Here is a 12,722-nt window from a genome sequence, read left to right as displayed (position 1 = left end):
CACCCCGGCCGTTCACGCGCGCTTTTCCAGCCAACGCAGGACCAGCGAAAACAGGTGATCCGGACTGATCGGCTTGGTGATGAAATCGTTCATGCCGGCCGCCAGACAACGCTCACGATCTTCAACAAAGGCATTCGCCGTCATGGCCAGAATGGGCAGCGTCGTCCGCTCCGCTATCCGGCGAATGCACTGGGTTGCCTCAAGTCCATCCATGGACGGCATCTGCATGTCCATCAGAACCAGATCGTAAGCCGCGCCCTCGACTTTCTCGACCGCCTGACGACCATCGGCAGCCAGGTCGACGCGCAGGCCGACATCCTCGAGCAGCACCTGGGCGATTTCCTGATTGATCGGCTCATCATCAACGAGCAGGATTCGGCGCCCGGCATACTCTCTACGCAGCGTTGCCTCAGCCGTCTCGGCCGTCCTTGCCTGTACTGTCCCGGCCCCCTGCCCGGCCTTTTTGAGGCGCGCCGAAAACCAGAAGGTGCTGCCCACACCGTCGCAACTCTCGACGCCAACCTCGCCCCCCATCATCTGCGCCAGTTTCTGCGTGATGGCCAGCCCAAGGCCGGTACCACCATAGCGACGGGTGGTCGAATTGTCGGCCTGCTCAAAAGCCGAAAACAATCGGCCAAGGGCTTCCTGCGGAATGCCTATCCCGCTATCGGCCACCTCGAAACGGAGAACGACCGCTTCATCGTCTTCTGCAACAGACCGGGCGCACAGGCTTACCCGACCGGAGTCGGTAAATTTGATGGCGTTGCCGACATAGTTCATCAGGGCCTGGCTGAGCCGGGTAGCGTCGCCAAGCAACAGACAATCGGGCAACCGGGCATCAAGAACGAGCGACAAGCCCTTTTCGCCAGCCCGTTCGCGGAAAATCGCCATGATCCCGGCGAGCAAAGCGTCGACATCAAGCTCCCGCTCCTCGAGCGCGAACTTGCCAGCCTCGATCTTGGAAAGCTCCAAAACGGCATTGATGGTGCTCAGCAGATGCTCGCTCGCCATCTCCAGCTTGCTCAGACGCTGTGACTGTTCGTCAGTCAGGCCGTTCCGCCTGATCAGATGCGCCATGCCGGAAATCGCATTGAGCGGCGTCCGGATTTCATGCGACATGTTGGCCAGAAAGGCACTCTTGGCAAGACTGGCCTTTTCCGCCGCATCCTTCGCCTCGGCCAGCTCTGCCGTCCGTTCGCGAACCTCGATTTCCAGCTCGGCATGGTGATTGCGCAGGATGCGCTCGGCCTGGCGTCGTTCGGTCACATCGGTAACAAAGCCGAGAATGCAAGCCTCGCCATTCAGATCCGTAATCTCGGCTGAAATACTGACCTGCCTGCGCTCACCCCCCTTGTGCAGCCAGTTCGTTTCCCAGTCGACCACGCGGCCGTCACGCCGGAGCACGTCAGCCCAAGCCGTTCGGCTTGCCTCATCAGGCCAAAGCCCGATTTCGATTGTGGTGCGGCCGATCAGATCGGCCGGCGCCCAGCCAAAATCCCGTTCGTAATTGCGATTCACTTCAATGAAACGCCCTTCGGCAGCAGTGGCGATCGAGGCGGCGATCGGACTGGCATTGAAAGCTGTGGCAAAGCGCTGCTGCGAAAGCCTGAGAGCCATCTCAGCCCCGGCTTCGGCGCTTCGCCGCTCGGTAATGTCGTCGCCGGCGCCGAGACCGCCGATGATCCGGCCGTGCTCATCGCGGATCGGACAGGCATGCCAGCCGATCAGGCGGACATCGCCACTGCGGGTCCTGACGGGGTACTCAAAATAATCGGTTCGGCTTTCGGCCAATACCACTGCATCGTAGATCGCGGCCCGCCGGCGTTCCGGATTAGCGCTGGGCATCAGACAGGTTTCAAACCAGTCCAGGCCAACCAGCTCCTGCGACAGATAGCCAAGCACCTCGCCGGCTTTCCGGTTGATCGACATGACCCGCCCGTCGAGATCCAGGGCAACGATCAGTGTCTCGACCGTATCAAGCACGTTCTGGCTGTAATCCCTTTCCCGACGCAACAGCTCTTCCTGGTGCAACTCGTCGGTAATGTCGAGGCTGAGTCCGACCAGCGCCACGGGCGCCCCCGATTCATCCCGCTTGACGGCCTTGATCACGCGCAAGTCATGGATCTTGCCATCGACAAAAGGAAGCCGCTGATGCGTCACGCTGACACCCGGATTGGCCAGCGCCTTGACGTCGGAGGTCAGGCATTGCTGACGAAACGCCTCGGGAATCAGCTCGCCATAGTGGTCAACGGCAAGGAAAGCCGCTTCGGAAATACCGGTGGCCTGACAGAATGCCCGGTTGACGAAGCTCATCCGGCCTTTGCCGTTCTGAAGCCAGATACCGATCGGCGCATAGTCGAGGATCAGCTGCAGGCTCTCGCGTTGGCGCTGCAGCGCCTGCTCGGCGATGATTTTATCGGTCACATCGCGGGCCACGCCGAACAACCCGACAATCTCGCCCTGCGCGTTGCGTAGCGGATACTTGCGGTTGTCGACCCAGCCCATGTCCCCCTGATTGCTCACATAGGCCTGCACCTCACGGGCGACTTCGGCCCCCGAGAATACCTGCTTCTCCAGCCGGTAATAGATATCGGCGTAGGCCTCCGGGAAGACGTCGTAGTCGGTCTTGCCCAGCAGATCAGTCCAGTGTCCGGTTGAATGCGTTATCGATACCAGCGTCTCGCTGGCACCGGTAAAGACATGGTTTCTATCCTTGAAGTAGATGAAGTCATCCGTGTTCTCCATCATGGCCACGAAATTGGCCATCATCGGCTCATTTCGCTGCCCGTCAAACAGCGTGCGGGCATCTTCAAGATCAAGTTCAGCCTGCAACTGCCCCGACTCCGCAAAGGCCTTGCCGAGCCGCCCGCGAACGCAGATTACGCCACCCGCCGCATGGCGGACTCGCGCATTGAAGGTCTGCTCGCCAACCGGCACAATCTGGCTGAAAACCAGTTCCGCGATGTCTGCATCATCGGCGTGAAACCGCTCTCTCAAGGCGATTTTTCCACTGGTAAACTCTTCTGAAGAAAAGCCAAGCAATGCGAAAACGCCATCACCGACCGACAAGGTTGCAGGCTGTTCACCAAGTCGAAGCTGAAACCTGACGGAGGACATTGAGATGCATCCTTTTGGCTTTTTTCGAATAGCTCAATCTTAGCGATGAATCGCCCTGCCAGCTGAAAAAATGCTGCCGCGATGATGATTGGCAAGGGGCGGACTGTTGAGCGCGCAACATGTTGCAATTCACCAGAATCCGCGACGCCTGACCACAGCAAAATCTTTGCTGCAGCGCAACAAAATGGTAGTCTTGCAGGCATAAGATAATGCCTTCAAGGCAAGGAAAAACAGCATGAGCGAAATCGATCTGAAACGCTTCTTCCTCGAGCAGGTCCGCCTGTTCGAAAACTTCCCGGCCGACAAGGTCGAGGAAATCGTCATCAAGTCCCGTCTGGCGACTTATGAAGGCAACGAAGCCATCCTCGAAACCGGCGACGAAGGCCGTTTCATCGGCGTCATGATCAGCGGCCACGCCGAGATCTCGATGACCGACAACACCGGTACCCGCGCCGTCATCACCCAGCTTGGCGTCGGTGACGTCTTCGGCGTCATGTCGCTGCTCACCGGCGACCGCATCGTTGCCGACGTCATCGCCGGAAACCGCTGCTTCGTGCTGATGATTCCGCAGGACGTCTTCAACACGCACATCCTGACCAATCCGAAGGCTGTCGGCTACCTGTCGCGCCTGCTCGCCGAGCGCACCCGCGCCATGTCGGTCGATCTGGTCACCGCCCAGGCCAATGCCATCGTCCGCTCGCGCGACCCGTATGCGCTGTCGCTGCAGACAAACGAGCCGGGCAAGGTCGTCGTCCTTAACGTCGGCATCAGCCAGATTCATTTCGGCATCTACAACACCGAAGAGAGCGGCGCCGATGTGCACGGCATCATCGACCACGCCGACCAGCAGGTCACCCGGATCACCGTCAAGGTCGGCACCCAGCAAAGGGCCATCGACCACGCCCCGTTCAAGCTTTCCGACCTGTTCAAGGTCATCCAGGAAGCGACAGCCCTGCTCGGCGATGCCTTCACCTTCCACCCGGAAGAGGTCAGTGCCATCGGCCATCGCGTCGTCCATGGCGGCAACAAGTTCTCCAGCTCTGTGGTCATCACGCCGGCCGTGATCGCCGACATCGAGGAACTTTCGGTTTTCGCACCGCTGCATAATCCGGTCAATGTCGCCGGCATCCGCGTCGCCCTCAAGCTGTTCCCGAACGTGCCGCAGGTTGCCGTTTTCGACACCGCTTTCCACCAGACGCTGGCGCCCTACGCCTACCTCTACGGCCTGCCCTACGACCTTTACAAGCAGCACGGCATCCGCCGCTATGGCTTCCATGGCACCTCGCACCGCTACGTTTCGCTGAAGTCGGCCGAAGTTCTCAAACGCCCGCTTGGCGAGCTGGAAATCGTCTCCTGCCACCTCGGCATCGGCGCCTCGCTGTGCGCCATCGACCACGGCCGTTCGATCGACACGACCATGGGCATGACGCCCTCGGACGGCCTGATCATGCCGAGCCGTTCGGGCAGCATCGACCCGGCGGTGATGATTCACCTGATGGAAAAACACCACATGTCGCCCGAGCAGCTATCAACGCTGATCAACAGCGAAAGCGGTCTCAAGGGCCTTTCCGGCATTTCCAGCGACATCCACGAGATCGAGGCTGCTGCTGCCGACGGCCACCACCGCGCCCTGCTCGCCCACAAGGCGTACTGCTACCAGGTACGCAAGAACATCGGCGCCTACGTTGCGGCGATGGGCGGTATCGACGTTCTGGCCTTCACCGGCGATGTCGGCGAAACGAGCGCCACGGTGCGCAGCCTGGCTTGCCAGGGACTTGAATTCATGGGCATCAAGCTCGACGAGGAAAAGAACCGCAATCTGGGCAGCGTCGACAATTTCGCCATCATCTCGGCCGACGACTCGCCGGTCACCATACTCGTCGTCGCCAATGACGACGAGCGTCTGGTCGCCTGGGAAACCCTGCGCTCCATCGAGCGCAACGCGCTACTGCTGGCTGCCAAGCCCGAAGAAGCACCGATCCCGGTCGAAATCTCGGCCCACCACGCCCACCTCTCGCAGGCCGATGTCGAGAAACTGTTTGGCCCCGGCCATCAACTGACGCCGATGCATGAACTGTCGCAGCCCGGCCAGTTTGCCTGCGAAGAACAAGTCCATCTCGTCGGCCCCAAGGGGCGGATCGCCAAGGTCCGCGTCCTCGGCCCGACACGCAAGGAAACCCAGGTCGAGATCGCCATGACCGAGCAATTCAAGCTCGGCGTCCAGCCGCCCATCCGCCAGTCCGGCGACCTTGCCGGCACGCCGGGCGTGACACTGGAAGGCCCTTACGGCAGCACAACCATCGAACGCGGTGTCATCTGCGCCCAGCGCCACATCCACATGACGCCGGAAGACGCCATGCGCTTCCATGTCCGCGACAACTACGTCGTCCGCGTCCGCATCGAAGGCGAACGCCAGTTGATCTTCGGCGACGTCGTCGTCCGGGTCAATCCGGCCTTCCGCCTGGCCATGCATATCGACACCGATGAAGGAAATGCGGGCAACATCCAGACCGGGATGCTTGGTTACATCGAGGAAATCCAGAGCCGACATTGATCGGGTGCTGAGGATGATGGCCGGCTTTGTCCGGCCATTTTTTTGAAGCGGATATCCGGATGCTGCTGCTGGGGCGGCTTTAATTAGCTTGGGGTTCCGCCCTTGATGCATTGGCCTCCCTTCGTCAGCGGTGTTTTCCGCGCTTGAGGCGCGGGCGTACTTTCTTCTTGCTTCGCCAAGAAGAAAGTAGCCAAAGAAGAAGGCGACCCTGGGTCGGTGCCGGCTGCGCCGGTTCCCTGCGCTACTCGGAAAGCCGGGCGGCTGCGGAACTCGGGGCTGCGCCCCTCAAACAGTCCTCGCCGAAGGCCCCCGGCCTTCCTGCGTTGCTCGGCACCTTCCAAGGGGCCCGGTAAAACGATCCGTGGCTACGCAGCGGTGCCGTCATTCCCGCGCAGGCGGGAATCCAGCATCCTGGACTCCCGCTTGCGCGGGAGTGACGGGTGCCGGGCGATTAAGGGCGTCCGGAAAATTTCATTTTTGGCCGTTTTTTCCGGTTGACCGTGGAAACCGACTTTTTGCGACGAAATGGCGAGTCCGGACGCCTTTGGGGTCCCCGTGGAAGGCGCTGAGCAACGCAGGAAGGCCGGGGGTAGTCGGCTGGCGTTGTTTGAGCCGGAGGCGAGTTTAGCCAGCCGCCCGGCATTCCGAGTAGCGCAAGGAACCGGCAAAGCCGGCGCAGCCCCCGGGGTCACCTTTTAGCTGCGCTAGCAATAGCCTTTGGCTACTTTCTTTTGGCGAAGCAAAAGAAAGTACGCCCGCCAACAAGGCGGAACCCCGTGCCAATTAAACTGGAAATCGCAAAATGAGCGAACTCAATCCCCGGCAACAGCCGACTCCGTAAACCCTGGCACCAACCAAACCGGCCCCCGCAACAAATCCGCCAACGTATAACCATCAAGCACAAGAAACATCGCACTCAGTGCCTCGTTGAGAATGCCCGGCAAACCACAGCCACCGTGAATCCGGCATGAAGATTGACCCGCAAAGCACTCAGCCATTGCGAAATCGCTTTCCGACTGACGGATCACGGCGCCAACGACAATCTCCCGCGGCGGTCGAGCCAACCGGATGCCGCCCCCCTTGCCACGCACGGTCTCGATATGGCCATTGAGGCCCAGTTGATGCACCACTTTCATGAGGTGCGCTTTAGAGATGTCGTGGACAGCGGCGATCTCGGCGATGGTGACCAGCCGGTCGTCCTGCACGCCGAGATACATGAGGACGCGCAGGCTGTAATCGGAAAAAGTGCTCAGGCGCATGGCTGTTTATAAGATACATCCAAAATATTGCTTATGAGAGGTTTGATTGGTAGCATCAAGATTCATTTTATTTATATCTTATGCCAACACGCGGCGCAATCCGTTCGCATGGTTGTGCCCGGAAAATAATGGCCAAGCCCTCCCCCCGCAAAATCATTGAAATTAAGCCTGTCGTTGATCCGGATGCCAAGGTTTACCCGCGTTCGATCAGCGGCCCCTATACCCGCTGGCGCTGGATTTTCGTCTGGCTGACCCAGATCGTTTTCTACGGCCTGTGCTGGCTGCCCTGGCATGGCCGGCAGGCTGTCCTGTTCGACATCGACACCCGCAAGTTCTATTTCTTCGACCTCGTTCTCTGGCCGCAGGACACGATCTATCTTGTCCTGCTGATGATTCTCGGCGCCTTCACGCTCTTCCTGTTCACCGCCGTGGCCGGGCGCTTGTGGTGCGGCTATACCTGCCCGCAGACGGTCTATACCGAGATTTTCCTGTGGTTCGAGAAAATGATCGAAGGCGAGCGCCCACAACGCATCAAGCTCGATGCCGCGCCGTGGTCGATGCGCAAACTTGCGCTCAAGAGCGCCAAGCACGCGACCTGGCTGCTCTTTTCGCTGTGGACCGGGATCACTTTCGTCGGCTATTTCATGCCGATCCGTGATCTGGTCAATGACCTGATCACGCTGTCGCCCGGCGCCTGGTCAGCCTTCTGGGTAGTCTTCTACGCCTTCGCCACCTATGGCAATGCCGGTTTCCTGCGCGATCAGATGTGCCGGCAGATCTGCCCCTACGCCCGTTTCCAGTTCGTCATGTTCGACCCCGACACGCTGATCATCGCCTACGACACGGCACGCGGCGATGCGCGCGGCCCCCGTGCCAAGGGAGCCGATCCGAAGGCCTTGGGACTCGGTGACTGCGTCGATTGCGGCATCTGCGTCCAGGTCTGCCCGACCGGCATCGACATTCGCAACGGCCTGCAGAACGAGTGCATTGGCTGCGCTGCCTGCATCGACGCCTGCGATCAGGTGATGGACAAGATGGACTACCCGCGCGGCCTGATCCGTTATTCGACAGAAAACGCCGTGACCATGCGCTTCACGACGACGGAAATCATTCGCCGCGCCGCCCGGCCGCGGGTCATCATCTACACGGCGATCCTCGTCGCCCTGACCACGGCCATGGCCTGGTCGCTGGCCACGCGCATCCCGCTCAAGGTCAATGTGCTGAAAGACCGCAACGTGCTGTCACGCGAAGCCGATGATGGCTCAATCGAAAACTCGTATCGCCTGCAAATCATGAATACGGGCGACCAGACGCGGAAATTCCGGATCAGCATCGCCGGTTTCGATGGCGCGCGACTGGCCAGCGACAGCGAAATCACCGTTCCGGGCGGCGAGATCGGCACCCAGACTGCGATTGTCAGCGCCGAGCCGGGGACCACGCCTTCGGGCGCGGCACCGATCTCCTTCAGCGTGGCCGATGTCGCCGACCCGAAGGTCGCCGTGACCGAGAGTTCGAAATTCTGGATGCCATGAGCTTAGAATCAGGTCAGCAGCCACACTGCAGAAAATCCGTTCTCCGAAAGGAAGCCCATCATGACCAACGACCAACTGAAAAGCCTCATCACCTCGCCGCTACCGTTCTTTGGCGTCACCGAACAAGGCGACGTGCTGGCCCGATACGTGCCCTACGGCCCGGTGTTTCGCTGGAGCTGGAACCAGATGGTCCCGATGCCGGTGCAGGGCAGCGACCTGATCTGGCTGCTCCATGCGGCGGATGAAGAAGCACACTCGATCACCGACACCGAAAAACCCAAGAGCAGCAAAAGCCAGTAAGCAGCGCGCGCTGGCTTAGGCCAGCTGCCGCATCCGCTCGGCGAGCCACTGGCCGATGGCCCAGACTTCTTCCAGACAGACCGAATGCGGCATCGGGTATTCGTGCCAGTCGATTGTATAGCCGCGCTCAATCAGCAAATCCCGGGCGGCCAGGCCAAGCGTTGGCGAAACGACATCGTCGGCCGTGCCGTGGGCGGCGAAGATCGGGATATTGCGGTTGGCGCCGGCCAAGTCTTCGGCAAGCAGCGCTGGTGATGGAATGTAGGTCGACAAGGCAATGATCCCGGCCAGCTTTTCCGGATGAGTCAGCGCCGTCGTGTAGGCCACCGCCCCGCCCTGCGAGAAACCGGCGAGGAAGATACGGTCAACCGGAATTCCCCGGCTTTTTTCACGATCAATCAGGCGCCGCAAGGCTTCGCGGGAAGTGAGGATCCCCGCCTCGTCGATGCGCCGGCTGGTGCTGTCGAGCGAAATGATGTCGTACCAGGCGCGCATGACGTAGCCGCCATTACAGGTCACCGCGATGTAGGGTGCGTGGGGGAAGACGAAACGTACGGCAGGCGACGCGGCCAAACCGAGTTCGGGGACAACCGGCACGAAATCCGAGCCGTCGGCGCCCAGTCCGTGTAGCCAGATCACCGCGTACTCCGGGTTGGCGGCGGTTTCGACTTCGAGCGGCGGCATGTCGATTTCCAAGGCAGTCTCCTCGCGTTCTTCAGGCAGCCAGTATGCGCAATGTCGCCGCGCTTGGCCACCCGGTGCGCTATCCAGCCGGGGACCGATATGCTAGTTTAATGAGGCCCGGCTTGCCCGATTTGGCGTTTTTTGACGATGGAGTAGCGCATGCCTGTGCGATCAAAAGTATTCATTGCCTCTTCATCGGAGGGGCTGGAGGTGGTCAATGCGGTGCGCCTGCTGTTGCAAGGCGAGCTTGGTCAAACTGCCGACATCGAACCATGGACCCTCGCCTTCGAACTCAGCGCGACCTACATCGAGTCGCTGGAAAAAATTGCCGACGAGGCTGATTTCGCCATTCTGGTGCTGACGCCTGACGATGTAACGACCAGCCGCAAGAAGGAAAAGCTCTCGCCGCGCGACAACGTCATCTTCGAACTCGGCCTGTTCATGGGCGCTCTCGGGCGCGAGCGTTGCTATCTGGTGCAGGAGGACAGGCCCGATCTCAAACTCCCCAGCGACCTGCTCGGCATCCATTCGGCGAGCTTCAAGCGCCCCGCGGACGGCGACCTTGAGGCTGCACTCGGCGCCAAATGCGGGCTGGTCGCCGAACGCATCATGACGCTGGGCAGCCGCCACAAGCTCAGCCCGGAGGTTCGCGCCGCACAGGCAGCCAATCGTGCCTTCGTCGACCGAGTCAAAGGTGCATGGTGGGAGCGCATCACCATCAACGGCCAGCATTGGCTCAGCTTCCTTGAGATCGATGCCGATGAAATCTACGGCACCGTTCAGATGCGAGGCATCTCCTATGATGAAAAAGGCACGTTGATGGCGAACTGGAAAAGCCTGGTCGCCCGCGTTGACAGGGATGAGCAGAAGATTCTCTACCACTGGCAGGGCTGGTATCCCGAGAGCGCCATTGCCAAACCGCAGGATCAATTCCATGGCTTTGGCGAAATGGAATTCACGGTGTCACGTGATGTCAGTCAGCCTGCCAGCAGAGGCAAAGGCAAGTTCTGGGACGTGGACGAAACCCGGCCGGAGAAAACCGCCGTCAAGAGCGTCCAGCTCCACCGGGTAGATGACGTGGAGGACATCAGGACGATGACCAGCGGCAAGGAAAAGGAGCTCCGCACCGTGGTCGTCAGGACGCTTGAGGACTGGTAAGAACCAGGAAATTCAGGTGCGGGAAGGCAGGCGCAAATAAAACTCGGTGGCCTGTTCGCCAACGCGCACGGCGATTTCGCCGCCATGGGCGAGCACGATCGAGCGGGCGATGGCCAGGCCGAGTCCTGTCCCTTCCGAACCGGAGTCGAGCCGGACAAAGCGGTCAAATACCCGATCCAGCGCCTCGGCCGGGATCGGCTGCCCGGAGTTGGCAATGGAAAGCTCGGCCATGCCGTCGACCGCCCCGACCGTGACGACAATCGAACCGCCGGCCGGCGTGTGATGAATGGCATTGACCAGCACGTTGCCGATGGCCCGTTCCAGCATCAGGCGGTCGCCACTCACCGTGATATCGTCGCCGACCAGTTGCAGGCTGACGTTCTCGGCGAGCAGCCCGTAGTACTCGATCAACCGTTCGCACAGCGGGCGCAGCGCCAGCGGCTCGGTCTGCGGCACGAGCAGGCCGTGGTCAGCCTTGGCCAGCAACAGCATGTCGGCAATGATCCGCGCCAGGCGTTCGTATTCCTCAAGATTCGAGGCCAGCAGATCGCGGTATTCATCGACATGGCGCGCCTTGCTCAGCGACACCTCGGTCTGCATGCGCAGGCTGTGGATCGGCGTGCGCAACTCGTGGGCGAGGTCGGCCGAGAAATCCGACAGACGTTTGAACGAGTCCTCCAGCCGGCCAAGCATGGCATTGAAGGCAGTGACCAGTTCAGCCAGTTCCGGCGGCACATTCTGCTCCGGGATACGCTCGGCCAGCTGCCCGGCCGAAATGCGGCCGGCGGCGCGGGCAATGGCGCGCACCGGGTGCAGGCCGCGGCGAACGACCAGCGCGCCGACGATGGCGGTGAGCAGCGCGGCGGCCAGAATGGCGAAGCGGAAATCATGCTGCAGCTCGTCGAGAAAATCAGTGTGGTGACGAATGTCGCGGCCGACGACGACGCGTGCCGATTCGCCCCAGGCGGTTTCGATGTCGGCGGCCATGACCCGGTACTCGGCATCGCCCAGCACCAGCCGGACCGGCGTCCGGCCCAGCGCGACGTTGGCGGCGGCCAGCGGCTCGGCCAGTTCGGGCGTCGGCCATTTGAAAATTGGCCCTTTTTCCCGGTTGACCGTAACAATCACCCCGTGCGCGCCGATCAGGGCGTCACCGAGGCGCGCGGCAAAGCCCTCGGCCGATTTTTCCTGCGCGCCGACATGGCCAATTAGCGCCAGCTTGCCAAACAGGTCATGTGCATCCAGTTCGGCCATGTGGGCATCGGCGGCGCGGCTGAAATAGACGCCAAGCGCTGCGAAAACCACCGTCGCCAGCAGCGCGAAGGCCAGCGACAAACGCAGCGCAATCGAATGCCGCCAGTCGGCCACGATCAGCGGATTTCCATGACATAACCCATGCCGCGCAGGGTGTGGATCAGTTTCGGCGAAAAGTCGTCGTCCACCTTGGCGCGCAGACGGCGGATGGCCACCTCGACAACGTTGGTGTCGGAATCGAAATTCATGTCCCAGACCTGCGAGGCGATGAAACTGCGCGCCAGCACCTCGCCCTGCCGACGCAGGAAAAGCTCGAGCAGCGCGAACTCCTTGGCCGTCAGGTCGATACGCTGGCCGGCCCGGGTCGCCCGGCGCTTCAGCACGTCGAGTTCGAGATCGGCCAGACTCAAGCTCTCCGCCTCCCGGGCCCGCCCCCGACGCAGCAGCGTGCGCACGCGGGCGAGCAATTCCGAAAAGGCAAAAGGCTTGACCAGATAGTCGTCGGCCCCCAGTTCCAGCCCCTTGACCCTGTCTTCAACCTGATCGCGCGCCGTCAGAAACAGCACCGGCAAATCACGCCCCGCCGCCCGCAAGGTTTTCAGCACCTGCCAGCCATCCAGCCCCGGCAGATTAACGTCAAGGATCAGCAGGTCGTAGGCGCCAGCCAAACCCTCGTGCATGCCATCGAGCCCGTTGCGCACGAGATCGGCGGTGAAACCAGCCTCGGAAAGCCCCTGTTTAAGGTAATCGCCAGTCTTCGCTTCGTCTTCGACGATGAGAATTTTCATGCCCGCATTTTGCCCGAGATGCCTGCGAGTTGTCTGGCTACGCTGGCGTCAAAAATCGGAGCGTTCGCAAAAGCGG

General features: G+C 61.0%; 10 protein-coding genes. 4 read left to right on the top strand and 6 right to left on the bottom strand.

The genetic code is table 11. From position 1 onward, the window contains the following. Nucleotides 1-12 precede the first annotated feature (12 nt). Nucleotides 13-2,997, bottom strand: coding sequence for a PAS domain S-box protein (locus tag AC07TV_RS08095; RefSeq protein ID WP_494647883.1), 2,985 nt, complete (start codon nt 2,995-2,997; stop codon nt 13-15). After that, nucleotides 2,994-3,320 carry a hypothetical protein gene (locus AC07TV_RS08090; protein ID WP_494647882.1) on the bottom strand — a complete coding sequence of 109 codons (327 nt, stop codon included), beginning with the start codon at nt 3,318-3,320 and terminating at the stop codon, nt 2,994-2,996. The genes AC07TV_RS08095 and AC07TV_RS08090 overlap by 4 nt, the downstream gene beginning before the upstream one ends. 32 nt (nt 3,321-3,352) lie before the next feature. Here AC07TV_RS08090 and AC07TV_RS08085 point away from each other — a divergent pair, with 32 nt between their 5' ends. Then, nucleotides 3,353-5,671, top strand: a complete 2,319-nt coding sequence (locus AC07TV_RS08085; RefSeq protein ID WP_494647881.1) for an acetate/propionate family kinase — start codon at nt 3,353-3,355, stop codon at nt 5,669-5,671. A gap of 812 nt (nt 5,672-6,483) precedes the next feature. Here the strand turns inward: AC07TV_RS08085 and AC07TV_RS08080 are convergent. After that, nucleotides 6,484-6,930, bottom strand: a complete 447-nt coding sequence (locus AC07TV_RS08080; protein WP_494647880.1) for an RrF2 family transcriptional regulator — start codon at nt 6,928-6,930, stop codon at nt 6,484-6,486. A 128-nt stretch (nt 6,931-7,058) separates the two neighbouring features. On the opposite strand from AC07TV_RS08080, the gene ccoG reads away from it, so the two are divergent. Further along, nucleotides 7,059-8,462 carry a cytochrome c oxidase accessory protein CcoG gene (gene ccoG / locus AC07TV_RS08075; protein ID WP_494647879.1) on the top strand — a complete coding sequence of 468 codons (1,404 nt, stop codon included), beginning with the start codon at nt 7,059-7,061 and terminating at the stop codon, nt 8,460-8,462. 60 nt (nt 8,463-8,522) lie between these two features. Continuing rightward, on the top strand, nt 8,523-8,762 hold the full coding sequence (locus tag AC07TV_RS08070; protein WP_494647878.1) for a hypothetical protein: 240 nt from the start codon (nt 8,523-8,525) through the stop codon (nt 8,760-8,762). Nucleotides 8,763-8,777: 15 nt separating this feature from the next. Here the strand turns inward: AC07TV_RS08070 and AC07TV_RS08065 are convergent, their stop codons facing one another. Then, on the bottom strand, nt 8,778-9,446 hold the full coding sequence (locus tag AC07TV_RS08065; RefSeq protein ID WP_494648123.1) for an alpha/beta hydrolase: 669 nt from the start codon (nt 9,444-9,446) through the stop codon (nt 8,778-8,780). A 159-nt stretch (nt 9,447-9,605) separates the two neighbouring features. Here AC07TV_RS08065 and AC07TV_RS08060 point away from each other — a divergent pair, with 159 nt between their 5' ends. Further along, the gene (locus AC07TV_RS08060) at nt 9,606-10,604 is read left to right on the top strand and encodes a TIR domain-containing protein (protein WP_494647877.1); all 999 of its coding nucleotides are present in this window, start codon (nt 9,606-9,608) and stop codon (nt 10,602-10,604) included. Nucleotides 10,605-10,616: 12 nt separating this feature from the next. Here AC07TV_RS08060 and AC07TV_RS08055 read toward each other — a convergent pair whose 3' ends face one another. Both AC07TV_RS08055 and AC07TV_RS08050 read right to left on the bottom strand, forming a co-directional pair. Then, nucleotides 10,617-11,972, bottom strand: a complete 1,356-nt coding sequence (locus AC07TV_RS08055) for a heavy metal sensor histidine kinase (RefSeq protein ID WP_494647876.1) — start codon at nt 11,970-11,972, stop codon at nt 10,617-10,619. A gap of 2 nt (nt 11,973-11,974) precedes the next feature. Further along, nucleotides 11,975-12,646 carry a heavy metal response regulator transcription factor gene (locus AC07TV_RS08050; RefSeq protein WP_494647875.1) on the bottom strand — a complete coding sequence of 224 codons (672 nt, stop codon included), beginning with the start codon at nt 12,644-12,646 and terminating at the stop codon, nt 11,975-11,977. Nucleotides 12,647-12,722: the final 76 nt, after the last annotated feature.

The organism is Azonexus sp. GW821-FHT04F04 (assembly GCF_059420025.1).
Note: the sequence above shows the minus strand (reverse complement) of the source record. Positions and strands in the feature narration are given on the sequence as shown.

Excerpts from the sequence above, each read along its gene's own strand:
- AC07TV_RS08050 (WP_494647875.1), bottom strand. The coding sequence starts at position 12,646 with ATGAAAATTCTCATCGTCGAAGACGAAGCGAAGACTGGCGATTACCTT.
- AC07TV_RS08085 (WP_494647881.1), top strand. The coding sequence starts at position 3,353 with ATGAGCGAAATCGATCTGAAACGCTTCTTCCTCGAGCAGGTCCGCCTG.
- AC07TV_RS08060 (WP_494647877.1), top strand. The coding sequence starts at position 9,606 with ATGCCTGTGCGATCAAAAGTATTCATTGCCTCTTCATCGGAGGGGCTG.
- AC07TV_RS08070 (WP_494647878.1), top strand. The coding sequence starts at position 8,523 with ATGACCAACGACCAACTGAAAAGCCTCATCACCTCGCCGCTACCGTTC.
- ccoG (WP_494647879.1), top strand. The coding sequence starts at position 7,059 with ATGGCCAAGCCCTCCCCCCGCAAAATCATTGAAATTAAGCCTGTCGTT.
- AC07TV_RS08080 (WP_494647880.1), bottom strand. The coding sequence starts at position 6,930 with ATGCGCCTGAGCACTTTTTCCGATTACAGCCTGCGCGTCCTCATGTAT.
- AC07TV_RS08090 (WP_494647882.1), bottom strand. The coding sequence starts at position 3,320 with ATGCCTGCAAGACTACCATTTTGTTGCGCTGCAGCAAAGATTTTGCTG.
- AC07TV_RS08065 (WP_494648123.1), bottom strand. The coding sequence starts at position 9,446 with ATGCCGCCGCTCGAAGTCGAAACCGCCGCCAACCCGGAGTACGCGGTG.